The sequence below is a fragment of the Paenibacillus sp. URB8-2 genome, from assembly GCF_013393385.1.
Taxonomy (GTDB): domain Bacteria; phylum Bacillota; class Bacilli; order Paenibacillales; family Paenibacillaceae; genus Paenibacillus_AQ.
The window spans coordinates 3682172-3706488 of record NZ_AP023239.1 but is presented as its reverse complement, the minus strand read 5'-3'; the positions used below and the strand labels follow the sequence as shown (position 1 = coordinate 3706488).

At 55.0% G+C, this 24317-nt stretch carries 22 protein-coding genes, 1 pseudogene and 1 riboswitch; all 23 genes and pseudogenes read left to right on the top strand.

The genetic code is table 11. The features are described from left to right. The first annotated feature begins 659 nt into the window (after positions 1-659). Positions 660-2051, top strand: a complete 1392-nt coding sequence (locus PUR_RS17110) for a TldD/PmbA family protein (RefSeq protein ID WP_179036288.1) — start codon at positions 660-662, stop codon at positions 2049-2051. A gap of 4 nt (positions 2052-2055) precedes the next feature. Next, positions 2056-3408, top strand: a complete 1353-nt coding sequence (locus tag PUR_RS17105; RefSeq protein WP_179036287.1) for a TldD/PmbA family protein — start codon at positions 2056-2058, stop codon at positions 3406-3408. A gap of 207 nt (positions 3409-3615) precedes the next feature. Beyond that, complete coding sequence (locus PUR_RS17100) at positions 3616-4506, top strand: AraC family transcriptional regulator (RefSeq protein WP_179036286.1); 891 nt, start codon at positions 3616-3618, stop codon at positions 4504-4506. Positions 4507-4659: 153 nt separating this feature from the next. Further along, positions 4660-4827, top strand: a riboswitch (FMN riboswitch). A gap of 214 nt (positions 4828-5041) precedes the next feature. Then, positions 5042-6145 (top strand): bifunctional diaminohydroxyphosphoribosylaminopyrimidine deaminase/5-amino-6-(5-phosphoribosylamino)uracil reductase RibD, encoded by a 1104-nt coding sequence (ribD, locus tag PUR_RS17095; protein WP_179036285.1) that lies wholly within the window; start codon positions 5042-5044, stop codon positions 6143-6145. A gap of 18 nt (positions 6146-6163) precedes the next feature. Continuing rightward, complete coding sequence (locus PUR_RS17090; RefSeq protein WP_179036284.1) at positions 6164-6841, top strand: riboflavin synthase; 678 nt, start codon at positions 6164-6166, stop codon at positions 6839-6841. Between the two features lie 35 nt (positions 6842-6876). Next, positions 6877-8130, top strand: a complete 1254-nt coding sequence (locus tag PUR_RS17085) for a bifunctional 3,4-dihydroxy-2-butanone-4-phosphate synthase/GTP cyclohydrolase II (RefSeq protein ID WP_179036283.1) — start codon at positions 6877-6879, stop codon at positions 8128-8130. A 69-nt stretch (positions 8131-8199) separates the two neighbouring features. Beyond that, on the top strand, positions 8200-8664 hold the full coding sequence (gene ribH, locus PUR_RS17080) for a 6,7-dimethyl-8-ribityllumazine synthase (RefSeq protein WP_179037961.1): 465 nt from the start codon (positions 8200-8202) through the stop codon (positions 8662-8664). Between the two features lie 287 nt (positions 8665-8951). After that, on the top strand, positions 8952-9743 hold the full coding sequence (locus tag PUR_RS17075) for a segregation and condensation protein A (RefSeq protein ID WP_179036282.1): 792 nt from the start codon (positions 8952-8954) through the stop codon (positions 9741-9743). Then, positions 9712-10317 (top strand): SMC-Scp complex subunit ScpB, encoded by a 606-nt coding sequence (gene scpB / locus PUR_RS17070; protein WP_179036281.1) that lies wholly within the window; start codon positions 9712-9714, stop codon positions 10315-10317. Before PUR_RS17075 ends, scpB begins: the two co-directional genes overlap by 32 nt. An 89-nt stretch (positions 10318-10406) precedes the next feature. Beyond that, positions 10407-10810: pseudogene (locus tag PUR_RS17065) on the top strand (DinB family protein). A 109-nt stretch (positions 10811-10919) separates the two neighbouring features. Continuing rightward, on the top strand, positions 10920-11633 hold the full coding sequence (locus PUR_RS17060; protein ID WP_179036280.1) for a DUF2953 domain-containing protein: 714 nt from the start codon (positions 10920-10922) through the stop codon (positions 11631-11633). A gap of 91 nt (positions 11634-11724) precedes the next feature. Next, positions 11725-12213 (top strand): GerW family sporulation protein, encoded by a 489-nt coding sequence (ytfJ, locus tag PUR_RS17055; RefSeq protein WP_179036279.1) that lies wholly within the window; start codon positions 11725-11727, stop codon positions 12211-12213. 279 nt (positions 12214-12492) lie between these two features. Beyond that, complete coding sequence (locus PUR_RS17050) at positions 12493-13707, top strand: D-alanyl-D-alanine carboxypeptidase family protein (RefSeq protein ID WP_179036278.1); 1215 nt, start codon at positions 12493-12495, stop codon at positions 13705-13707. Beyond that, complete coding sequence (locus tag PUR_RS17045; RefSeq protein WP_232101886.1) at positions 13700-14374, top strand: nucleoside recognition domain-containing protein; 675 nt, start codon at positions 13700-13702, stop codon at positions 14372-14374. Before PUR_RS17050 ends, PUR_RS17045 begins: the two co-directional genes overlap by 8 nt. 15 nt (positions 14375-14389) lie before the next feature. Beyond that, on the top strand, positions 14390-14914 hold the full coding sequence (locus PUR_RS17040) for a spore maturation protein (RefSeq protein ID WP_179036277.1): 525 nt from the start codon (positions 14390-14392) through the stop codon (positions 14912-14914). A 720-nt stretch (positions 14915-15634) separates the two neighbouring features. Next, a complete protein-coding gene (locus PUR_RS17035) occupies positions 15635-15979 on the top strand; it encodes a peptidoglycan recognition protein family protein (RefSeq protein WP_179036276.1) in 345 nt (114 codons plus the stop codon). Positions 15980-15999: 20 nt separating this feature from the next. Then, on the top strand, positions 16000-16758 hold the full coding sequence (locus PUR_RS17030) for a pseudouridine synthase (protein ID WP_179036275.1): 759 nt from the start codon (positions 16000-16002) through the stop codon (positions 16756-16758). A 119-nt stretch (positions 16759-16877) separates the two neighbouring features. Beyond that, the gene (locus tag PUR_RS17025) at positions 16878-17402 is read left to right on the top strand and encodes a redoxin domain-containing protein (RefSeq protein ID WP_179036274.1); all 525 of its coding nucleotides are present in this window, start codon (positions 16878-16880) and stop codon (positions 17400-17402) included. Continuing rightward, positions 17399-19084 (top strand): cytochrome c biogenesis protein ResB, encoded by a 1686-nt coding sequence (gene resB / locus PUR_RS17020; protein ID WP_232101542.1) that lies wholly within the window; start codon positions 17399-17401, stop codon positions 19082-19084. Before PUR_RS17025 ends, resB begins: the two co-directional genes overlap by 4 nt. Next, on the top strand, positions 19081-20343 hold the full coding sequence (gene ccsA, locus PUR_RS17015) for a cytochrome c biogenesis protein CcsA (protein WP_179036273.1): 1263 nt from the start codon (positions 19081-19083) through the stop codon (positions 20341-20343). Before resB ends, ccsA begins: the two co-directional genes overlap by 4 nt. A gap of 75 nt (positions 20344-20418) precedes the next feature. Beyond that, complete coding sequence (locus PUR_RS17010) at positions 20419-21135, top strand: response regulator transcription factor (protein ID WP_179036272.1); 717 nt, start codon at positions 20419-20421, stop codon at positions 21133-21135. Then, positions 21136-22575 (top strand): HAMP domain-containing sensor histidine kinase, encoded by a 1440-nt coding sequence (locus PUR_RS17005; RefSeq protein WP_179036271.1) that lies wholly within the window; start codon positions 21136-21138, stop codon positions 22573-22575. It begins immediately after the preceding gene. Between the two features lie 213 nt (positions 22576-22788). Next, on the top strand, positions 22789-24294 hold the full coding sequence (glpK, locus tag PUR_RS17000; protein WP_179036270.1) for a glycerol kinase GlpK: 1506 nt from the start codon (positions 22789-22791) through the stop codon (positions 24292-24294). Positions 24295-24317: the final 23 nt, after the last annotated feature.

Here is a 24317-nt window from a genome sequence, read left to right as displayed (position 1 = left end):
CTTTTTCTGCCTCTGGAGAGAGTGTACCCGCAAGCAGCAGCGGTCAGTTTCTTTGCACGTTTGCTTGGGCCAATCCTGCCCCGTCTGGTGGTTGAAGCAATGGAAGTCATGGGTAGCGGGAAATAAAGCGGAAAAAGCGGAGCTTATTCGATTTAATCCAGGCTTTCTCGCATTCGAACTGGAAAAACTCCAGCTTAATTTGAAGGATTCGCCGGAATTTGGTCTTTTATCAGAAATAAGACGGAGTTTTTCCGTCTTAACCGGCTTGAATGCTCTTTAGCCGCAGAATAAAAGGGAGATTTTCCACTTTATCAAGAGCGGTGGGGGACAGCAATGGGTAACAGCGGTGAAGATCGCGGGAGGAAATCGGTGGAGGACATCGCGGGAGGACATCGGTGGAGGACATCGGGAGGACAGTGAGAGTACAGTGAGAGTACAGCGTGAGTACAGCGGGAGGAAAGTGAGAGTACAACGTGTGGACTTCGAAAGGATAGTGGCAGATCAACGGGAGAACACAGTGAGAACATCGGGAGGACATTGGGAGGGACAGCCGGATGCCAGCCGGTCCGCATGAACCGAAGGGAAGGAGACATGGGGCGGCCTGAATAAGCTATACTGGTAAGGAAAGGTATAATCATTGAATAGCGGGGAGGAATGGTATGCTTCAGGAACGGCTTATCGTCAATGTGTTGACCGCAGCGCTTGAGACCAGCGCCGATTTTGCGGAGATATTCGCCGAGGACAAGACTAGCGGAAGGCTGGAAATGGTGGGCGGAGTTTTGGAAAGCTCTCTCTCCGGCCGCGATTACGGAGTAGGCATTCGGATTCTGAAAGGGAACTTTTCCGTCTATGCTTACACGAACGACAGCAGCGAGCACAATCTGATCGCCACGGCCCGTTCGGCTGCTGCGGCGATCCGCGGCAGTGCAGCCGGGAGCGCGGTAATGGATCTTCGGCGGGCGGACTTCGATAATCGCCATGCCGTCGAAATCATGCCGGACAGCTCGCAGAAGAAGCGCAAAATCGAACTCATGCGGCGCGCCCACAGTACGGCGGCAGGATACGCCTCCACCATTGCCCAGACGAAAATCCATTCGACCAATCAACTGCAAAATGTGCTGATTGCAAATACCGAAGGCTTGCTGGTGCAGGATACGCGGGTCTACACGAGGCTGGGGATCAGCGCGGTGGCGGAGGATGGCGACCAGAAGCAATCCGGATTCAGCGGGCCGGGCGCCTATGCCGGTCACGAGTTCCTCGAAGGTCTGGACATCGAAGAGCATGCCCGCACGGCTTCCCGGATTGCCGTCACGATGGTGAAGGCGGGCTTCGCGCCCAGCGGAAGGCTTCCCGTCATTATCGACAACGGGTTCGGCGGCGTCCTGTTCCATGAAGCCTGCGGCCATGGGCTGGAGTCGACCGCAGTCGCTCCGGGATCGTCAGTCTTCGCCGGTAAAATCGGCGAGCGGGTCGCTTCGCCGCTTGTAACCGCGGTGGACGACGGCACGATTGCGAATGCTTGGGGCTCGCTGAATATCGACGACGAGGGCGCCAAGACGCAGCGCAATGTTCTGATCGAGAACGGCATACTGAAGGGCTACTTGATCGACCTTATGGGCTCGCGCAGAATGGGTATGCCTTCTACTGGCTCCGGCCGCCGGCAATCGTACAAATTCGCTCCGGCGTCGCGGATGAACAACACGTTCATCTGCAACGGAACATCGACCCGGGAGGAGATTATCGCTAACACCGAATACGGCATTTATGCCAAGTCCATGGGTGGTGGATCGGTAAACACGGCCACGAGCGATTTCAACTTTGCAGTTCAGGAGGCCTATATTATTCGTAACGGTAAAATCGCCGAACCGGTCAAAGGCGCGACCCTGATCGGCAAGGGGATCGACTGCTTAAGCAAAATCGACATGGTCGGCAACAATCTCGAACATGGACAAGGCATGTGCGGGTCAGTCAGCGGAAGTCTGCCGGTTAACTGCGGACAGCCCACGATCCGGATATCGGAAATGACCGTCGGGGGAAGAAAGGGGGAGTAGCGCGTTGAATATCGAAGAGTTTCAGGAAGCCCTTTTTGCCAAAGGCCGGGAAGCAGGGTTCACAGAAATGGAGATTTACTATGCGAACGGCCGCTCCATCTCGGTAACGGTGCTGAAAGGCGAAATTGATGCGTACAAAATCGTCGAGAGCGGCGGACTGTCGTTCCGTGGCCTCATCGGGGGCAAAATGGGCTATTCATCCACCGAGAGACTGGATCATGAATCCATTGACTATCTGCTTGACGAAGCGGGAAGCAATGCCGATGTGCTGGAGAACGAGGAGCCTGAAGAATTGTTTGCAGGTTCCGAGCGGTATCATTCACTGAATACTTATTCGGCTTCTCTGATTCAGACACCCCCCGACCAATTGATCGAAGCGGCCCTTTCGATGGAACGAATTGCTCTTGAAGCCGATGATCGTATCGAAATGGTCCGCCGCTCAGCCGCTTCCGTCAGCGAGAGTGAAGTGCTGATCGTCAATACGAAAGGTCTGAACTGCCACCGAAAGCACAGCTCTGCCTCCGCGAGCATTTATGTGCTGGCCAAAGAATCCAAGGAAGCGAAGGAGCCGGTTACCGGCGGCTGGTTCGACTTCTCGCTGCGCAGCTTTGACGATATCGACCTGGAAGCCGTGGCGCTCACGGGAGTCCGGGAGGCCGTTTCCAAGCTTGGCGCAAGTACGGTACAGTCGGATAATTATCCGGTCATTTTCCGGAATGATGCCGCGACCTCTCTGCTGTCAAGCTTTGCATCGGTGTTCTCCGCGGAGTCGGTGGATAAAGGATTTTCCCGGCTGAAGGGCAAGCTGGGCGAGCGAGTGGCGGGGAGCAATGTATCGATCATCGATGATCCGCTGATGGACAACGTTCCGTCAAGCAAATCGTTCGATGCGGAAGGCAGTGCCACTGCGCGCCATGAGCTGATCAAGGACGGCAAACTGCTTACTTTCTTGCATAATCGCAAAACGGCCCGAAAAGCCGGAGCCGCAAACACGGGCAACGCCGCAAAAGGCGGATACAAAGGCATGGTCGAAGTTTCGCATCATAATCTGTATATCGCACCCGGAACGGCCGCACTTGCGGAAATCATCCGCGGCACGGAGCGGGGAATTCTGATTGTGGAGCTTCAGGGCCTGCATGCCGGAACGAATGCGACTTCGGGGAGCTTTTCCCTGGCGGCTATAGGTTATTTGGTTGAGCACGGTGAAATCGTAAGGCCGGTAAACCAGATTACGGTATCCGGCAACTTTTTCGAGCTGCTGAACGGGATCGAGACGATCGGAAATGACCCGCGGTTTGTTGGCAGCTGCACCTCTCCGACGCTCAAAATCGGCTCATTGTCCGTGTCGGGAGCTTGATTCCACACCGCACAACGCGTCAAAAATCAGGGCAGATGGTGGAGTTCCGCCGTCTGCCTTTTAAAATATAAGGATGAAAGGTTTTGGAACATGCTTGCAGAGACAAGGCTTTACCTTGCGGGCAGTCTTGCCTGCAAATTCAGGCACAAAATGTCGGATAAACCTGTTCATTTTCAGTTAATTTATTAATGAGAGGAGGTCATAACCATGGATTTGCTCAAAAGTATGAATGGAGCGTTGAGATATATCGAGGAAAATATCGCCGGCGACATCGACTTCAAGGAAGCGGCAAGGGCGGCTTGCTGCTCCGATTTTCATTTTAGAAGAATGTTTTCCTTCCTTGCCGGCATTACACTTTCGGAATATATCCGGCGCAGGCGTCTTACTCTGGCGGCATTTGAGCTTCAAGGAAGCAGCGTAAAGGTCATAGATATTGCGGTCAAATACGGATACAGCTCGCCGGACGCTTTTGCAAGAGCCTTTCAGAAACTGCACGGCATTACACCATCAGAGGCGAGAAATAACGGCCATTCGCTTAAATCCTATCCGCCGATGACCTTCCAGTTAACCGTTAAAGGGGGAAAAGAAATGAACTATCGGATGGAAGAGAAAGAGGCCTTTCGCATAGTGGGGATCAAGAAAAGAGTCCCGATCCGCTTCGACGGGGTCAACCCGGAGATTGCCGCGATGTGGGAAAGCTTGGACAGCGAAACAATCCATCAGCTCAAAAGCCTTTCCAATGTGGAACCCAGGGGGCTGCTTAGCGCATCCGTGAACTTTTCCGAGGGAAGGATGGAAGAAAAAGGGGAGCTGGATCACTATATTGGAGCAGCGTCAACGGAAGAGTGCCCGGCCGGCTTGACGAAGCTTGAAGTTCCCGCCTTAACTTGGGCGGTATTCGAAGCCGTAGGCCCTTTCCCCGGTACACTGCAGAATATTTGGGGACGCATTTATTCGGAATGGTTTCCGTCGGCCAACTATGAGCAAGTGGAAGGTCCGGAAATGCTGTGGAATGAAAGTAAAGATGTGACCTCGCCGACATTTAAAAGTGAAATATGGATACCGGTGATGAAAAAGCAAGGGACGCAATCTTATTAGAAGATTCGGGAGTGCAGCGAAATTCTGGGTGATTTGGCTTACAATAATAAAGTAAATTTAAATATGTGATTTGATAAGGATTGATTTTAATCCGATAAAATGATAAGATACCGTCATAATCATTGGTATTTATTACGTTCTCAAATAAATATGACAATCCTTCAGGGCAGGGTGAAATTCCCTACCGGCGGTGATGATTCGTATGACGCATTATGCGGCACACGAAGACAAGTCCGCTACCCGGATCGCGCTTCCCGCGCGGACGGTGGACCCGGTGAGATTCCGGGACCGACAGTATAGTCTGGATGGAAGAAGGAGAGTTGCCGTTTGCCCTTGTCTGTTAGGGGCAAGCCTAATGAAATGGCTCCCGATATTATGTGCGATAATTCACAAGACCTGCAGTCCGGGGACTTGTCCGCATATGGTTTAGGATGCATTCACACTCTCAAACTGCCCATTCACGGCTCCTTAAAGGAGTAGTGGATGGGTTTTTTAATTAAATCAGCATCTGGCGGTTGAGGATCGGAGGCTAGGCATGGAAGTAATGAATGACGAGTTCTACATGTCGCTTGCGCTTGATATGGCTCAGCGGGCCCAAGGACAGACCGGAATCAACCCGGTTGTCGGCTGCGTGGTTGTTAAGGACGGCGCAGTGATTGGCCTGGGCACCCATCTAAAGCGGGGGACGGGTCATGCCGAGGTGCATGCGCTGAATATGGCGGCCGGGCAGGCGGCGGGAAGCACCGCTTATGTAACGCTGGAGCCGTGCAGCCATTACGGCAAGACACCCCCGTGCAGCGAGCGGCTGATTGCCGAAGGCGTGGCAAGGGTCGTTATCGCTTGCGAGGACCCGAATCCACAGGTGGCCGGACGCGGAATCGCGATGCTCCGGGGGGCGGGAATCGAAGTGGAAGTCGGGCTGCTGCGCGAACGCGCCCTGCGGCTGAATGAGAAGTTTATTAAATACATTTTGACGAAGCGGCCTTTTGTCACATTGAAAAGCGCCAGCACGCTGGACGGCAAAATTGCCACGCGTACGGGAGACAGCAAGTGGATTTCCAACGAGTCGGCGCGGGGAATCGTACATACGCTGAGGCATCGACATCAGGGCATTATGGCCGGTGTAGGCACAGTCATTGCCGACAATCCCTCGCTGACAACCCGGACCGAGGTGCCGGGCATCAATCCGGTGCGGATCATCATCGATTCGGGCCTCCGTACACCCCTTGAATCGTCGGTTGTCACCGACGGGCAGGCGCCGACGATCATTATTGCGGCGGAAACCGCCGATGCCGCGAAGGAAGAAGCGCTGACGGCCGCCGGGGTACAGGTGCTGCGCTACGGCGCGGGGCCGCGTGTTGATCTGGCTGCCGCGATGTCCAGGCTCGGCGAGCTGGAAATTGGCTCCATTCTGCTGGAGGGCGGCGGCATCCTGAACGGAGCGATGCTGGAGCAGGGGCTTGTGGACCGTGTGGTTCTCTTTTTCGCTCCGAAGATCGTCGGAGGAGGCGCAGAGGCGCCGGCCGCGTTTGCATTTGACGGGGTGGAGCTTATGAGGGACGCCGTTACGCTGCGGGGTGTGGAAGTGGAAGTTCTCGGAGATAATGTGTGCATCAGCGGCATTCCCGAGCTTGTGTAAAAGGAGGGTGGAAGCAGGATGTTTACAGGACTGATTGAAGAAGTCGGCGTGCTGCGCGGCGTTTCGTCCGGTGGAGAAGTAATGGTGCTGAATATTGGCGCATCCGTCATCATGGACGATCTCAAAATCGGCGACAGCGTGTCGGTCAACGGAGTCTGTCTCACGGCGACTTCCTTAAGCGACCACGGCTTTACCGCCGATGTCATGCCGCAGACTTACCGCAACAGCACTCTTAAGGAACTGCGGGCGGGCAGCCGGATCAATCTGGAGCGGGCCATGGCGGCCGGCGGACGATTCGGGGGACATATCGTGCAGGGCCATGTCGACGGTATCGGAACTATCAAAAGTGTAAAACGCGATCAGAACGCGGTTGTGTTTGAGATATCGCCGGGCCGAAAGACGCTGTTCAAGTTTATTATTCCGAAAGGCTCGATCACGATAGACGGCATCAGCCTGACGGTGGCGTCCTCGTCGTCCTCGTCGTTCACGGTGTCGATTATCCCCCATACGCTCGGCGAAACCGTGCTTGCCTATAAGCGCGCCGGGGACACTGTCAATCTCGAATGCGACGTGCTGGGCAAGTACGTAGATCATCTGCTCCGGTACGGCTCGTCCCCGCAAAATGCCGAGGATGGGGAAGAGGCCGAAGGCTCCCGCATCAGCAGCGAATTTTTGGCGGCGAACGGTTTTTTATAAGATTGTGATTTTCTTGAATCCAGGAGGTCAAAAAAATGAGTCAACAGCACAACGAAGATATTCGTTTGGACCCGATTGAAGAAGCCATCTACGATTTAATGCGCGGCAAGGTCGTTATTGTTGTCGATGATGAAGACCGCGAGAACGAAGGCGATTTTATCGCTTTGGCGGAACGGGCGACCCCGGAAGTGATCAATTTCATGATTACCGAAGGACGCGGGCTTGTCTGCCTGCCGATTACGGCGGAGCGGGCGGCGGAGTTGGATTTGAAGCCGATGGTTAGTCAAAATACCGACTTTCACGGCACGGCGTTCACCGTTTCGATCGATCATAAGGATACGACAACCGGCATCTCGGCCTATGAGCGGTCGCTGACCGCCAAGGCGATTATGGACCCGAAAGCCGGCCCTTCGGATTTCCGCAGACCTGGCCATATGTTCCCGCTGATCGCCAAAAAAGGCGGCGTGCTGCGTAGAAGCGGCCACACGGAAGCCGCCGTCGATCTGGCCCGGATGTGCGGCGCCTATCCCGCCGCAGTAATATGCGAGGTCGTCAAAGAAGACGGGACGATGGCCCGTCTGCCCGATCTGCATGAAATTGCGAAGAAGCACGATCTGAAGCTTATCAGCATCGCGGACCTGATCCATTACCGGAATGAAAAGGAAAAGCTGGTCACCCGCGAAGTTTCGGTCCGCCTGCCCACCGATTTCGGCGAGTTCCAGACCATTGCCTATACGAACGAAGTGGATGAAAAAGAGCATGTCGCTCTCGTCAAAGGGGATATTTCCGGAGACGAGCCGGTGCTGGTCCGCGTGCATTCGGAATGTCTCACCGGCGATGTATTCCATTCCCACCGCTGTGATTGCGGCCCGCAGTTCGAAGCCGCGCTCCGCCAGATCGAAGCCGCAGGAAAGGGCGTTCTGCTCTACATGCGCCAGGAGGGCCGGGGCATCGGCCTGATCAACAAGCTGCGCGCGTATAAGCTTCAGGAACAAGGGCTTGACACGGTCGATGCGAATCTGGAGCTCGGATTCCCGGCGGATTTGCGCGATTACGGAATCGGCGCGCAAATCTTGAAGGATTTGGGCGTTCGCCGGATCAAGCTGATGACGAATAATCCGCGCAAGATCAAGGGGCTGGAAGGTTACGGACTTGAGGTTGTGGAGCGCGTGCCGATCCAGATGCCGGAGAACGAAGACAATACGAATTATTTGCACACCAAGCAGTTGAAGCTCGGGCATCTGCTGAAGTTCGACGATATTGAGCAGAACGAAAGCTCGAAAGCGTAAGCCGAATTTTTTGCACAAACCAAATTTATAACGAAAACCGACTAATTTATGAAAGGGTTGTTGATGAGTATGCCGCAGATTTTTGAAGGACATTTAGTTTCGGAAGGTTTGAAATACGGGATTGTAGTAGGACGTTTTAACGAATTTATTACGAGCAAGCTGCTGTCTGGCGCTCTGGACGCTTTCAAGCGTCACGGCGTCAAGGATGAAGAAGTTTCAGTTGCCTGGGTACCGGGAGTGTTCGAAATTCCTCTGATTGCGCAAAAGATGGCCGAAAGCGGCAAATATGACGCCGTCGTTACACTGGGCACCGTCATCCGCGGCTCTACGACCCATTACGATTACGTGTGCAACGAGGTAGCCAAAGGAGTGGCGGCCATTAATCTTAAGACCGGCGTTCCGACAATCTTCGGCGTGCTGACGACGGAGAACATCGAGCAGGCGATCGAGCGCGGCGGCACAAAAGCGGGCAACAAGGGCTGGGACGCCGCGGTATCCGCCATTGAGATGGCCAATATTTCCAAATTGTTCTAACCGTAGGCAGAGCCGGCGGACAACGCGTGTCTTTGACGTGTCAAATGTCTGGCATCTGTGATAGAATAATAGTGAAAGAGTCTGTACGGCAGCAGGAATGCGAAGAAACTGAATTTAATCTTAAGTTTTCGACTTGTGTAGCGTCTGATTCAGGCGCTGCACTTTACTTTTTTGAAATATAAAAGGCATAAGCTGTTGGCTTATCCTTATAGTCTTATATTTTGCGGGAAACGGCTGCCGTTCGTTCAAAGGCGGCGGAACCGTTTCTAGTTGGCGGGAGGTGCCTCGTGACTGTATTGTACAAGCTGGAGACGTTTGAGGGCCCGCTGGATTTATTGCTGCATTTGATCGACAAAGCGGAAATCGACATCCAGGACATTCCGGTCAGCGAGATCACCGAGCAGTACATGGAATACTTGCGGAACATGCAGGAGCTTGAACTGGAAATCACAAGCGAGTTCTTAGTAATGGCCGCGACGCTGCTCTCCATCAAGAGCAAGATGCTGCTGCCCAAGCCGCCCGTGATCGAGATCGACGATTTCGAATACTACGAGGACGATGGTTACGATCCTCGGGCAGAGCTGGTGCAGCGTCTGATCGAATACCGCAAAATCAAGAGCATCGCCACCCAACTCATGGATATGGAAAGCGAGCGCAGCCTGATTTTTACGAAGGAACCAGACGATTTGGCTCCCTTTGTGCCTTCCCAGGTCGACAATACCCTGAAAGGGCTTCATGCTTCGGATCTGATCGCCGCATTTCGAAAGGCGCTTGGCAAAGCGGCAAGACGTTCCTCCTATGCGCGGATCACCAGAGACGAAATCTCCGTCAAGGACCGCATCCGCGACGTTTCCACGGCGCTCAGGCAAACCGGGAAAGGCGGCCGGCTGCGTTTCTCGTCGCTGCTGAACGACAGCATGGCAAGGTATGAGATCGTTGCAACCTTTCTCGCGATTCTGGAGCTGATGAAGATGAAGGCGATCTTTTGCTATCAGGAGAAATTGTTTGACGACATCGTGATGGAATGGAGAGGAGCGGAAGACTTCGATGGATTACAAACGTCTGAAATCGATTATTGAGGGGCTGTTGTTCCTGGCCGGGGAGGATGGCCTGTCCGCGCGGCAAATCGCCGAAATTACCGAGCAGCGGACGGAACACGTCGCAGGGGCTATGGAGGAACTGCGCGCGGATCTGGCCTCACAGGGCCGAGGTCTTCAGGTAGTGCAGATTGCCGGCAATTACCGGCTGGCGACTCTGCCGGAGCACGCGCCTTATTTCGAACGCCTGGCCTATTCGCCTTCCCGCGCGTCTCTGTCGCAGGCGGCGCTGGAGACGCTGTCCATCGTCGCTTACAGGCAGCCGATTACGCGGGTGGAAATCGAGGAGATCCGCGGGGTGAAGTCGGAAAGGGCGATCCAGACGCTGAACAACAAGGATCTCATTCAGGAGGTCGGCCGCGCGGAAGCTGTTGGGCGTCCGATTCTTTATGGAACGACAAAGTCGTTTCTGGAGACTTTCGGGCTGGCCAGCCTGAAAGAACTGCCGGAGCCCTCCGCGCAGGACGGCGGAGACAATCTGGAGGAAGAAACGCAGCTGCTGTTCGACAAGCTTGATACGCGCCAAATGACGATGGATGAAATGGAACAGTCCTAATATGTTTGTTAGATGAAGAGTCATAGACGTAATTAGTCTATGATTTTTTTGCATAGGAAGGGAAAAACTCATTTACAGGAGGGTACAAGGTGGAAGCTTGGTTTCGCTATAACTGGATGGTGAGGGAACAATGGTATGAGTGGTGCGGAGAATTGACGGAAGAGGAGCTGCTCCGTGAACGGACAGGCGGCATCGGAAGCATACTGCGGACTCTTTTTCATATTGTCGATGTGGAATGGAGCTGGATGCGGAATTTCGTCCGGAGGTCGAGACGTTTGTTTACGCCTGGGATGATAGTATGGAGACCCGTATCTTCCGCGATCCCCAGCCCGATGGCAGTGTAGCCGTTGACGCCTGGGGTGAAGTCATGCGCCATATGATTGCCCATCAAATCCACCATCTCGGTCAGCTTTCGGTTTGGGCCAGAGAAATCGGCAAGCGGCCGGTATCCGCGAACTTTATTGGGAAGAGCCTCATTAAGCCGGAAGAGTAATAGGGCTTGCTGCCACAGGATGAATTTGCCGTCATGCGAATTTTTCCAGTTCAGAATTGCCATACTAATCCAAGGAGTTCCTAACACAAGGATGCTTGGAGGTTAACACGTGAAGCTATGGCTGTTGATTGGCGCCGGGCTGCTGCTCGCGGCCGCGATACTGCTGCTCTCTTCCCGCATTTTTTTTCATTTCAGTCTGAACAGAAGAGGGCATGATGACCGGATCGTGCTTGATATCACCGCCCTTTTCGGACTTGTCAAGTATCATTACACGCTTCCGGCGCTCGTATTCGAGGGATTCAAGCGCGGGCTGCATGTCAAGCTGGAAGAGACCGGAATCGCACCGGTCAAGTCGGCGAAGGCGGAGGAGGCGAATATCGACAAGGAGGATGTCTCGGAATGGATTGAATATGGGAAAAAAGCACTGAAGGCGACGCGCGGACTGAAACGCTGGACCGCCGACACGCTGTCCCATGTGCAGATTACGAAGCTGGACTGGTCCACCAATTTCTCCCTCGGCGATGCGGCGGGAACGGCCACGGCGGCCGGAGCGCTCTGGGGATTGAAGTGGACGGTCATCGGCTGGACCTCGCAGTGGGTGAAGCTGATGCGAAGCCCCCGTCTGTTTGTGGTTCCGGTATTTGAAGACAACGTGAAATTCTCCACTGAGGTTGATTGCAAGGGAAGAATATCGGCGGGCTACGCGATGTATGCGGGATTCAGACTGCTGGTCCGGGCTATGCAGGCCGATGAAGGGATCAAGCAGTGGAAAGAGATCGTCCACGAGATGCGGTCCCGCCGGCGCGAAAAAAGCGCCGCATGACTCCGGCGGGTTACATAGTAACGCTTCTTTCGGGGGAATATATACGACGTGAAGGAAATCTATTCCCTAGAAGCCGAAGGAGGATAACAATATGAGTGACCACCCCATTCAAGGTCTGATGCAGACCGCGATGGAAAACATCAAAGGCATGGTCGACGTAAACACCATCGTCGGCGAGCCGGTGGAGACGAAGGACGGCAGCGTCATTCTGCCGATCAGTAAAGTCGCGTTCGGTTTTGCCGCCGGCGGCAGCGACTTCCGTGTGGAAGACGACGACAAGCCTGCAGCCGGACAGAACGGCGTGAAGATGCTTCCGTTTGGAGGCGGCAGCGGGGGCGGAGTCTCCATCCGGCCAATCGCTTTTCTTGTCGTCAGCAAGGAAGGTGTGCATATCGTGCCGCTGGACAACCAAACCCATATTTTCGAGAAAATTATCGACGCCACTCCCGGTTTGATCGACAAAATCCAGTCGATGTTCCCGAACCAGGGCGGAACCGGCGCCGGACAGCAGCAGTATACGCCCACTCCGCCTCCCGTCCCTGCTAACGACGTTACGTTTACGCCATCTGCTACGGTGTAGCCAGCCGGCATAAGGCTCGCTATGTGCGGGAATTCCGGGGATGACGAATGGATTACAAGACCGGTGCGGCTTCGCCGCGCACATAGGGATATCGCTTAGCTGCGATATCCCTTTTTTGTAGGAGGAGAAGGAGAAGAACTTATATGGTCCTGCTAAGGAAGCTGTTGCAACAGCGAGGCTCCGCTTAGCGGGGCTATTTTTTGCGGCAGGGCGCCTTTGGGACATACCGTTCCCATCGCCCGCATACACTTGTACAAAATGCCGATAGGAAGCCGGAGGATGAACATGAAAAGAGTAAATTTCAGATCTTCCCTAGCCCTGGTCTGCTGCAGCCTGCTCTTGCTCTTCACTTCGATTGCGGCGGCTGAGCCGGTGCAAGATCAAGGGAGCGTATCTACCCATGCCAAGGCGGCCGCGCTGATTGATGTGGAGTCCGGACGGATCTTGTACAGCAGCCACGGCGACGAGCCGATGCTGATCGCCAGCCTGACCAAGATCATGACCGCAATCGTGGCTATTGAATACGGCGATTTGAACAGCAAGGTCAAGGTCGGAAAGAAAGCTTTTGCCAAAGAAGGGTCATCCCTGTTTCTAAGGCTGGGCGAGGAGATGACGCTCCAGAACATGCTGTACGGTCTCATGCTGCGTTCGGGCAACGATGCGGCGACGGCCATCGCGGAGCATGTCGGCGGTTCGGAGGAAGGCTTTGTTCACTTGATGAACGCCAAAGCGGAGGAACTGAGCCTCAAGCATACCCATTTTGCCAATCCCCATGGGCTTGACGCCGAAGGGCATTACTCCAGCGCGAACGATTTGGCCGTACTGACAGCCTACGCTCTGCATAATCCCGTATTCAAGGAAATCGTGAAGACGCAGGTAAAGACGGCGGACAATCCGTATGAGAAATGGGAATACAAATGGAGCAACAAAAATAAAATGCTTCGCCTGTATGAGGGAGCGGACGGGGTAAAGACCGGCTATACGAAAAAAGCGCTGCGCTGCCTTGTCAGCTCCGCTACCCGGGGCGGCCAGCAGCTGGTCGCCGTGACTCTAAATGACGGCAACGACTGGAACGACCACTCCGCGCTGCTGGATTTCGGCTTTAACCGGTTTCCGCTTAAAACGATGATCGAGCGGGGAGAGAAGCTTCAGGGCTATGAGCTGGTGGCGGGACTGAATTTCTCGTATCCGTTTAGTCCGGGAGAAGAGGAGCGGATCGTCACGGAGCTGGTTCTGAACGGGAAGCGGGAGACCAAAGAAGGAGCCGATAAGAATTTCGGGCTTCGGGGGACGCTCGTGCTGAAGCTTGGCGGCGTTTCGATCGGACGGGTGCCGGTCTATGAACCCGACCGGCTCCCGCCTGCCACTACGCCGTACGACGACAAATATGCGACAACCACGGCCTACCCGGCGGACACATGGCTTCAAGCGGCGGTCAGCGCGCTTCGTGCCCTGTTCCGGCTTGGCGCGGAAGGAGGCGTCTCCCATGATTAACGGGATATGGCTCGGCATGATCATCATCGGTTTTGTGTTTGCTGCAGTGAACGGCCGGATGGACGCCTTCACGGGAGCCGTGTTCGACGGCGCGAAGAACGGGGTGACGGTCAGCTTCGGGCTGATCAGCGTCTTGGTGTTCTGGCTGGGCATCATGAAGATCGCCGAGGATGCCGGGCTGCTGCGAACGATCGCCAGGGTGCTTGGACCGGTCGTCCGCTTTCTGTTCCCGGATGTGCCGAAAGGGCATCCGGCAATTGGCTATATTCTGTCCAATATGAGCGCCAACCTGCTCGGCTTGGGCAATGCGGCGACGCCGATGGGCATCAAGGCGATGCAGGAATTGCAAACGCTGAATCCCGACAAGGATACGGCGACTCCCGCGATGTGCACCCTGCTGGCGCTGAATACCGCCAGCATCACGCTCATTCCGGCGACGCTGATCGCGATCCGCCTGAACTACGGCTCCGCCGATCCGGCGGGCATCGTCGGAACGACGCTGGCGGCGACGCTGGTCGCGACGCTCGCCGCCGTCTTCGCAGACCGGCTGTGCCGCCGGCTGCATTTGCTGCGAAGGCCGCCGGGGCCGCCGCCGGCCCGCCGTTCCCGCACCGGGGGAGTAACGGCTTCTCCGCCCCCGGCGGCGCATTCCCAAGCGAAAGGGTGACCGCCCTTGTACCAGATGATCAGCCTGATATCAACCTGGGCCATTCCCGTCATGATCGCTTTTATTCCCTTATATGCCTATGCCCGCAAGGTTCCGGTCTACGAATCGTTCGTAGACGGAGCCAAGGAGGGCTTCGGCACGGCGATCGGGATCATTCCCCACCTGGTCGGAATGATGGTGGCGATCAGTGTGTTCCGCGCCTCCGGGGCGCTTGACTACATGATGGGGTTCGTTTCGCCGATGCTGCGTGGTCTCGGCGTTCCGCCGGAGGTGCTGCCGCTCGGGCTGCTCCGGCCGCTGACCGGCACGGGATCGCTTGCTTACACGACCGAGCTGATCCGCGTGCACGGCCCCGATTCGCTTATTGGGCGGATCGCCTCCACGGTCCAGGGCAGCACGGACACCACCCTGTACGTGCTGACCGTTTATTTCGGCGCCGTCGGCATCCGCAACGGGCGGTATGCGCTTAAGGTAGGGCTCTTCTCCGACCTTGTCGGCTTCGCAGCGGCCATCGCGGTCTGCCTGCTGGTATTCGGCTGACGCCAAGTCCGAAAGCCGAGATTGGTCTGTGGTTGGGGGGATTGATTGACGGGTTGTTTGGGGTACTAGGCTGGGGGGGCGGCGGGCTTGTTGGTTGTGGAGATTCCTGTGTATATACATCTTTTTCCGTGGAAATCCTCATCCGAAGCCTCAATTCCTGCTAAAGCGCAGGCACTTCTCCTCCTGTCTCCCCGTTTGGCAGCGCGTAAGCTCTAAGAGCTGCACAATTGCAGCCTTGACCTCTTCCTGCGCTAAATACACCTGACAAACCTGCAGGTTTGCAGGAAAAACGCCAGCCACCATACCCCGGACACAGACTCAACAGAAGTTATTAGGTTAGTGGGTGGTTTGGCAGAACCCGCCGCGAATCGGATGCGACAACCGGATTGATTGAGACTCAACAGAAGTTATTGCGTCAGTGGGTGGTTTGGCAGGGACCTGCCGCGAACCGGATGCGACAACCGGATTGATTGAGACTCAACAGAAGTTATTAGGTTAGTGTGTGGTCTGGCGGAACCCGCCGCGAACCGGTCCCAGTTTCCTAGCACGCCCCAGTTCCCTGGCACGCTCCAGCTCCCTGGCACGCCCCAGTTCCCTGGGTCGCCCCATCTCTCAGCCGCCGTTAAACGGGCGGCTTTTCGGCTTTTCGGGCGAAGGCGTAACGCCTGCTCCGCTTTTTTCATATGTTATTGAAGCAATGGAAAAGGGAGGCGACGCTGCGTGCCTTACAAAGGATTTATCATCCACACTTCCGTCTGTCCGTCCATCAACGGCAAGGGCTTCGATTTCTGGATCGACGCCTCGGGAACGGTACATGCGGCCCCGCTTCTGACAGATCCGGACTATATTCACCTCTGTCTGGAGGGAGACTTCGGACTTCCTTCGGCAACATCGGCGCCCGCCGAGAGCAAGCAGCAGATCTTTGGCGCCTGCAAACTGATTCTGGACCTGGCCGCTTTGTACCGCATCACCCCGCTGATTGTTAAGCCCCATAACGATTTCTGTCCCGGTTCCTATTTTCCATGGAATGAACTTGTGCTTTATCCCGGCGATGGTTATCATTAGTCTGAGGTGACCAATCGACAATGGAAAGATTACAGAAAATACTGGCACAGGCCGGTGTAGCGTCAAGGCGGAAATGCGAAGAGCTGATCCTGGCCGGCAAAGTGGAAGTGAACGGCGAGGTCGTTACGACGCTCGGAACGAAGGCCGATCCGAATACCGATATCATTAAGGTGTCGGGCAGACCGATCTCAGGCGAGAATAAAGTCTATATTATGTTCAATAAGCCGAAGGGCGTTATTACAAGCGCTTCCGATCCGAAGGGCCGCAAAATCGTAACGGATTACATGAAGGGCATCAAAGAGCGCGTGTATCCGATCGGAAGGCTCGATTACGACACGGAAGGTCTGCTGCTGCTGACCAACGACGGGGAATTTGCCAATCTCCTGACCCATCCGAAGCATCATGTGCCCAAGACATATCTGGCTACGGTCAAAGGCATTCCCCACGGCACGGCGCTGGACAAGCTGAAGGCCGGCATCAATCTGGAGGACGGCATGACCGCTCCCGCCGAGGTGGAATACAAGGATATCGACGAGGACAGCAAGGAGTCGGTTATCAGCATTACAATCCACGAGGGCCGCAACCGTCAGGTCCGGCGCATGTTCGAAGCGATTTCCCATCCCGTCATCCGGCTAAAGCGGATTTCATTTGGCGATATCCTGCTGCAAAACCTGAAGCGCGGTTCGTACCGTCATCTGACCAAGGACGAGATCAACGGGTTGAAGCAGCTTGCCATGGCCGGACTGGCCAAAGGAAATAACACGCGTAGAGACACATAATGTTCACAAGTGCCGCCAAGACCCCACGGAAAAATGTGACCGTATTCGTTATAATGTTCATAGGATGTTCACACTTCTCGTTAACGATATGAACTGTATCACAGAAGGGGGCAATCTGTGTGGGCAAAGCGAGAAAACCGGTGCAAATCATCATTTTGGCTTTAATCGTTCTGCTTGGCGGTTACGCGATTGGAACCTCGGCGTTTGGAGGCAGCGGCAAGCCTGAAGAGGGCAGCCGCGCTCCATCCATCGAGCTGCTCGGGCTGGACGGCCAAACCCACACGCTGGACGAATATAAAGGCAAGCTGGTTGTCCTGAATTTCTGGGGCTCCTGGTGCGCTCCATGCGTTAAGGAAATGCCTGCGCTGGAGGCCCAGTGGCAGCAATGGAAGGACCAAGGGGTTGTCGTCGTCGGCGTCAATGTTGGCGAAGATCAAATGACGGTCCAGAATTTTGTAAACGGTACCGGCGTCGATTTCCCGATTCTGATGGACCCGGACAGGGAGGCTGTGCGCCGCTACGGGGTTTCTCCCCTGCCAACAACTTTTTTTATCAACGCCAAGGGAAAAGTCGATACGATTCATATCGGACAGCTTGATCTCAGCACGCTGAGTGCGCAAATCGGAAAGCTGGTGAACCCATGAACGGACGTCTGCCCCTGATTGTCAATACGAAATGCGAATGCGGCCACCAGAATCCGGTCGGTACGGTGCTGTGCGAAGCATGCGGCAAACCGCTGCTTGATGACCCCGAATCCGGCGAGACTCTTGAAATGCGCTATGACGGCATGGCCCGCCGTTCCCAAAAGGCTAATCCTGATGTTATCGACCGGGTCTGGAACTTTTTTTCCTCGGTCAAAATCGCGATCTACCTGATCGTCCTGACGCTTCTCGGCTCCACGCTGGGAACCATTTTTCCGCAAGAAAGCACTTTTCTGAATATCGATCCTTCCACGTACTACGAGCAGCGTTACGGCACAGCCGGCGAAATTTATTACAGACTCGGCCTTTCCCATACCTATGAATCATGGTGGTTCATCACCCTGCTGGTCATGATCGGGGCATCGCTCGTCATCTGCAGCCTAGACCGCGTGCTCCCTCTCTACAAAGCGCTCAGCCGGCAACAAATCCGCAAGCACCGCCGGTTCCTCACCCGGCAGAAGGTGGTTCTTGTAACGAAGGTGGCGGAGGACCCGGAAGTATGGACGGCAAGGGCCGTTCAGCCCCTGAAGAAACAAGGCTATCGTGTCTTTACAGACGGCGGCGCGCTGCTGGCGGAGAAGCACCGGTTCAGCCGATGGGGACCATACGTTATACATATCGGTCTGATCGTTTTTTTGCTTGCCGTACTGGCAAGAGGGCTGCCGGGCCTTAATATGGATCAGCATCTGGCTTTTCCCCAGGGTGAGCTCATTCACATTCCGGATTCCTCCTATTACTTGAAGAACGAGAAATTCTCCGTGGAGTTCTACTCCGACGAAGAGATGCCCGAAGAGTTCCGCGGCAAAAAAGTGCTGCCGAAGCTGTATGAAACGAAGGCGGTGCTGTACGAATGCACGGCGGATTGCGGCGATCCTTCCAAGGAGCCTAAGCTTACGAAGGTGGCTTCCCATCCCATCCAGGTTAACGATCCTTTGAGCTACAATGGAATGAAAGCGTATCAGTTCGACTACGACCTCACACCGGTGCTGCGCTCGGTGACGCCGAAGCTTGTGAATTTCAGGACGGGGGATTCCTACGGCGGCTTCAAGCTGGAGATGAAAAATCCGCAGCGTTCTTTCACTGTCGGCCCGTACACGCTTGAGCTGAAGGAAAAATATATGGAATTCGGGCTAAACGAGGCAGGGCAGCCGATATCCAAATCACCGTATCCGAACGCTCCGGCCTTTCTTTTTCTGATCAAGGGTCCGAATTTGCCGGCTGACGGAGAGCAGTATTTCTATTTTCCGAAGCAGAACGACAAGGCGGAATTTCAGCAGGACGCGATCAACGACAAGCTTGGAGGAGCGAGCCGCTTTCTGGAGCTGGAGGTGGGCGATATGAGCGGCGTCGATTTCTCGGAGTCGACCAGTTATCTCAACATCCGAGTGGACCGCGCAATGCCGTTCGTTTGGATCGGCGCCGGGATAGTCATGCTCGGCCTGGTGCTCGGCTTCTACTGGCAGCACAGACGGATATGGCTGATCGTGGAAGGGGGAGAGCTGACGCTTGGCGGGCATACGAACAAGAACTGGTTTGGCTTCCGGCGGGAAGTAAGCTCTTTTCTGAACAAAATGGATATCAATGGGGATGAAAAATCATTGGACAACGGGGGAGGTCAGGCATGAATCTGCTACAGTTCAGCAATGATGTGTTTATCGCCGCTTTTTTCCTGTATAGCATAGCGTTCATGTTGTTTACCATCGCCATTATGGGACGCAAATGGTCCGGCCGCAAGCCGGAGGAGCATACCGCGCGCTGGGGCAAAATCGCCTTTATCACCTCATCCCTAGGACTCCTGTGCCATCTCGCCTACTTCTTCACCCGCTGGGCGGGCGGGGGACATATTCCCGTCAGCAACATGTATGAGTTCATGAGCTTCCTGTCTATGATGGTGATGGTTGCGTTTACCGTTATTTTTTCCATTTACCGCAAAATCCTGCTCGGACTCTTCTCCGTTCCGATTTCCATCATTGTTATGGCGTACGCTGCCGTGTTCCCGCAGGAAGTACAGCCGCTCATTCCGTCTTTAAGATCGATCTACCTGAATATCCATGTGACGCTGGCAGCGCTAGGCGAATCGTTTTTTGCGGTAGGCTTTGCGGCGGGACTGATGTATCTGCTGCGCACGGTCAATTTTAATAGCTCGTCAAAAAGCGACAAACGCCAGCAGCGGGGAGTCGAATTTACACTGTTCACCATCATCGTCATCATCGGATTTTTGGCTTCGGTGTTCGCTTTTCGGGGGGCGGGATACGAGACGGTTTTTATTAGAAGCAATGTTACCGTTGACAATCCCGGGCAGAATGATAGTACAATAGAGAAAGTCAGTTATAAAATGCCACCCCTTGTGGCACCTTACCATAGCGAAATTGAGAGCTTCCAGTCGTTTTTTGGCATAAAGGAACCGCTCTTCGAGGCGCCTTTCTGGATGAAAGGAGTCAATGCCGGAAGAAAGCTCAATACGGTCCTCTGGTCGCTTTTGTCGGGTGCCGTCCTCTACGGTGTACTGCGTCTCATTGTCCGCAAGCCGCTGGGCAGAGCGCTTCAACCCGCACTCGATGGAATCGACGAAAGCGATCTGGACGAGATTACTTACCGGGCAATCGCCATCGGTTTCCCCATTTTTACGCTGGGGGCTTTGATTTTTGCCATGATATGGGCCCAGGTGGCATGGGGAAGATTTTGGGGCTGGGACCCGAAGGAAGTATGGGCACTTGTGACTTGGCTGTTTTACAGCGCCTATCTCCATCTCCGGCTGGCACGCGGATGGCAGGGCCACAAATCCGCATGGCTGGCCGTACTCGGCTTTCTGGTTGTCATGTTTACTCTGGTTGGCGTCAATCTGGTTATTGCCGGACTCCATTCGTACGCCGGTACAGACTAAGTTCTTCGGGCGGAAAATGGGAGCGCCATTCTCAGGGTAATCTTCTACTGTACTCGATGAAGGGGTTGTTGTGAAATGGCAGAGCATCTGAACAGAATTCTGGTGGTGGATGACGAGGAACGCATCCGCCGACTACTGAAAATGTATCTAGAAAAAGAAGGATATGAAATCGACGAAGCGGAAGACGGAGAGATCGCGCTGCGCAAAGCGACCGCCGCCGATTACGGATTAATTTTACTGGATGTCATGCTGCCCGGAATCGATGGTATCGAGGTGCTGACCCGGCTTAGAGACGTGAAGTCCACTCCGGTCCTTATGCTGACGGCCAAGGGCGAGGAGATTAACCGTGTGCAGGGCTTTGAGATGGGCGCCGATGACTATGTCGTTAAACCTTTCAGCCCGCGTGAGGTAATCTACCGGGTGAAGGCGATTATGCGACGTTCCTCGGCAACCGCTTTTTTGTCCAAGGAGACCAATTCCAGCAACAATATCGTATTTCCGCATCTGGTCATCGAGCATGACGCTCACCGCGTCACCGCCGGAGGACAGGAGGTCAGCCTGACGCCGAAGGAATACGAACTGCTGCATTATTTGGCGGTATCGCCGGACAAAGTGTTTTCGCGGGAGGAACTGCTGAAAGATGTGTGGAATTACGAGTTTTTCGGCGATCTGCGCACGGTGGATACCCATGTCAAGCGTCTTCGCGAGAAGCTGAATAAGGTGTCGCCGGAATCCGCAGCGATGATTACGACAGTGTGGGGCGTTGGCTACAAGCTTGAGGTCCCGAAATAAGTGAACTTCTGGAGAAGCCTTGTCGGCAAGCTGTGGGTGACGATCATCTGTCTCGTCGCTGTCGTGCTTATGACACTGGGGCTGTTCCTGCTGCCATACATTGACAGCAATTTCGCCAATTCCGGCGCTATTAAACGATTGTTTATGTACACGGCTTTGATCGGATTTTCCATGACGACCTTCTTCGCCTTATTTCTGTTCACGAAGATTACGCAGCCGATGCAGCAGGTCATCGAAGCGGCGAACGCCATTCGCCGCGGAGAGTACGGCAAGCGGCTGAAGCTGGTTACAAGCGACGAAATCGGTGAACTGGCGACCTCCTTCAATCATATGGCGGCTGAACTGGAGGGCACGATCCGAAGCCTGAATCATGAAAAAGGGCTGTTGTCCAGCGTGCTCCGCAGCATGAGCGATCCCGTGATCACTTTCGACAACGAAGGACGGATCGTGCTGACGAATCCGCACGGCCAGTCCCTGCTTGAGAGCTGGAGCGATTTGAAGTGGGAGCAGGAGGGGGAAGCCGATCTTGAGGAACCGGACGGTGAGGCGCAGGGCATTCCGCTTCCGCTCCGCCCTCTGTTTCAGCGTACGCTTGAGGAGGGCGGCGATCATAGCTCCAACGTGCATGTGCGCCAGGGAGTATGGTCGGTGCATATGGCGCCGCTCTATTCGGATAACCAAATTCAGGGCGCTGTGGCGGTTCTGCGCGATGTGACGGAAGAAGTCAGACTTGAGAAAATGCGCCGCGACTTTTTGGCCAACGTGTCCCATGAAATCCGTACTCCGCTGTCGATGATGCAGGGCTACAGCGAGGCGCTGCTGGACGGTATGGCGTCTTCGCCGGAGGAGAGCAGCGAGCTTGTGCAGGTGATTCACGACGAATCGCTGCGGATGGGACGGCTGGTGAAGGATCTGCTTGATTTGGCCCGAATGGAAGCGGGACACACGGATTTGCATAAGTCCCCGGTCGACATGAACGAGCTGCTGGAACGGATATACCGCAAATTCTCCGTGCGCGCCAAGGAACGTGAAATCGAGCTTCGCTGCATTAGGAAGAGCAATGAGTTATGGCTTCATGATGCCGATGAAGATAAGCTGGAGCAGGTGCTGACGAATCTGCTGGACAACGCGTTCCGTCATACTCCCGCCGGCAAAAAAATCGATATCGTCGCGGACTGGGTCGCTTATTCGAACCGTTCGGAAATCGAAATCGAGGTTCGGGACGAAGGCGTGGGCATACCGAACGAGGATCTTCCGTTTATCTTTGAACGTTTCTACAAAGCGGACAAAGCGCGGGTTCGCGGGGAAACCGGGGGTACGGGCCTCGGCCTTGCGATCGTGAAGAATATCGTCGAATCCCACAGGGGACATATTTCGGCAGCCAGCAAGTTAGGGGAAGGAACCTGCTTTACCTTGCGTTTGCCTGTCGAAAAACAATAAAATTTAAACAATTCTTGACAGCGCCTCTTGCAGTAGAGGTGCTTTTTGTTGAATGGAGCCGATTAATCTTGTTCTCCGTGGAACAAACGGTGTAAATATAGGTATCCGTAGAACGGGAGGATTTTCCATGAGAAAAACGACAATCGTTGAACGCTTCTTTTATTCTTCGGCAATCATCCTGTTACCAGATATGCTTCTGGACGGAGGCGCGTCATGAGCCGCTATATTTTGTCGCTCGACCAGGGCACGACCAGTTCGCGGGCGATCCTGTTCGACGAAGAGGCCAGAATCGCCGGCCAGGGTCAATACGAGCTTACCCAATATTTCCCCCGGCCGGGTTGGGTGGAGCATGATCCGGAGCAGATCTGGGATATGCAGCTCAAGGCGGCAAGAGCCGCCATGGTTAATGGCAATATCGCTGCCTCGCAAATCGCCGCTATCGGCATTACGAATCAGCGTGAGACGGCGCTCGTCTGGGACAGGGAGACAGGCGAACCGGTTTACCCGGCTATCGTATGGCAGGACCGGCGAACTGCGGAGATGTGCGAGGAGCTTAAGAGAAAAGGGCTTGAACGGGAAATCGGGGAGAAGACGGGCCTTGTGGCGGATGCCTATTTCTCGGCCACGAAGAATGCCTGGATTCTGGATCACGCGGAAGGCGCCCGGGAAAGAGCCAAGCGGGGCGAGCTGCTTGCCGGAACGGTCGACACCTGGCTGATCTGGAAGCTTACCGGCGGCGCTGTGCATGCCACGGACGTTACCAACGCGTCTCGGACGATGCTGTTCGACCTGCACCGGAGAGTTTGGGACGAGAAGCTGATGGCCGAGCTGAATATTCCGGGCGGCTTGCTGCCCGAAGTGCGGATGTCGGGCGGGTCCTTCGGGACGGCGCTTAAGCAGTGGTTCGGAGCGGAAATCCCCATCGCTTCGGTACTGGGAGATCAGCAGGCTGCGCTCTTCGGTCACACCTGTCTGGAACCTGGAAGCGCCAAAAATACGTACGGCACCGGCTGCTTCATCCTGATGAATACCGGAAATGAAGCCATGGCTTCGCGGCACGGGCTGCTGACGACGGTGGCCTGGGGAATGGGAGAAGAGCTTTATTATGCGCTTGAGGGCAGTGTATTCGTTGCGGGTGCGGCGGTTCAGTGGCTGGAAGAGGGCCTTGGCCTGATTGAAAATCCGGGGCAATCCGAGCAGAAGGCCCGGGAGGTGGAAGACAGCGAGGGCGTCGTCGTTGTCCCCGCTTTTACCGGATTAGGCGCGCCTTATTGGGATATGTATGCCCGAGGAGCGGTATTCGGTTTAACGCGCGGAACGACGTCCGCCCACCTTGTCCGCGCTACTCTGGAATCGCTTGCTTTTCAGTCAAGGGATGTAATTGGCGCGATGGAGAAGGATGCCGGAATGCCGCTTGCCGATCTTCGGGTGGATGGCGGGGCGGTACGCAACGATCTGCTGATGCAGTTTCAGGCCGATATTCTGGGAAGCGAGGTGACGCGTACGACGTACGCGGAGACAACGGCGCTGGGCACGGCTCTGCTGGCGGGACTTGTCGCCGGCTTCTGGAGCCGTGAAGAGCTGCGGAACTTCAATAAAGCGGAAAAGACCTTCACGCCAGCCATGCCCCAGGAAGAACGGGAGAAACGCTATCATATCTGGCATGATGCCGTCTCGCGGACCAGAGGCTGGGAGAAGCATGAGTCTCCGCGCGGCTAGCAAGCGGCTTTCCCCGAATAGTC

Excerpts from the sequence above, each read along its gene's own strand:
- scpB (WP_179036281.1), top strand. The coding sequence starts at position 9,712 with ATGGATTACAAACGTCTGAAATCGATTATTGAGGGGCTGTTGTTCCTG.
- resB (WP_232101542.1), top strand. The coding sequence starts at position 17,399 with ATGAACGGACGTCTGCCCCTGATTGTCAATACGAAATGCGAATGCGGC.
- ribD (WP_179036285.1), top strand. The coding sequence starts at position 5,042 with ATGGAAGTAATGAATGACGAGTTCTACATGTCGCTTGCGCTTGATATG.
- ytfJ (WP_179036279.1), top strand. The coding sequence starts at position 11,725 with ATGAGTGACCACCCCATTCAAGGTCTGATGCAGACCGCGATGGAAAAC.
- ccsA (WP_179036273.1), top strand. The coding sequence starts at position 19,081 with ATGAATCTGCTACAGTTCAGCAATGATGTGTTTATCGCCGCTTTTTTC.
- PUR_RS17040 (WP_179036277.1), top strand. The coding sequence starts at position 14,390 with ATGATCAGCCTGATATCAACCTGGGCCATTCCCGTCATGATCGCTTTT.
- ribH (WP_179037961.1), top strand. The coding sequence starts at position 8,200 with ATGCCGCAGATTTTTGAAGGACATTTAGTTTCGGAAGGTTTGAAATAC.
- PUR_RS17100 (WP_179036286.1), top strand. The coding sequence starts at position 3,616 with ATGGATTTGCTCAAAAGTATGAATGGAGCGTTGAGATATATCGAGGAA.
- PUR_RS17030 (WP_179036275.1), top strand. The coding sequence starts at position 16,000 with ATGGAAAGATTACAGAAAATACTGGCACAGGCCGGTGTAGCGTCAAGG.
- PUR_RS17010 (WP_179036272.1), top strand. The coding sequence starts at position 20,419 with ATGGCAGAGCATCTGAACAGAATTCTGGTGGTGGATGACGAGGAACGC.
- PUR_RS17050 (WP_179036278.1), top strand. The coding sequence starts at position 12,493 with ATGAACATGAAAAGAGTAAATTTCAGATCTTCCCTAGCCCTGGTCTGC.
- PUR_RS17085 (WP_179036283.1), top strand. The coding sequence starts at position 6,877 with ATGAGTCAACAGCACAACGAAGATATTCGTTTGGACCCGATTGAAGAA.
- PUR_RS17110 (WP_179036288.1), top strand. The coding sequence starts at position 660 with ATGCTTCAGGAACGGCTTATCGTCAATGTGTTGACCGCAGCGCTTGAG.
- PUR_RS17090 (WP_179036284.1), top strand. The coding sequence starts at position 6,164 with ATGTTTACAGGACTGATTGAAGAAGTCGGCGTGCTGCGCGGCGTTTCG.
- PUR_RS17045 (WP_232101886.1), top strand. The coding sequence starts at position 13,700 with ATGATTAACGGGATATGGCTCGGCATGATCATCATCGGTTTTGTGTTT.
- glpK (WP_179036270.1), top strand. The coding sequence starts at position 22,789 with ATGAGCCGCTATATTTTGTCGCTCGACCAGGGCACGACCAGTTCGCGG.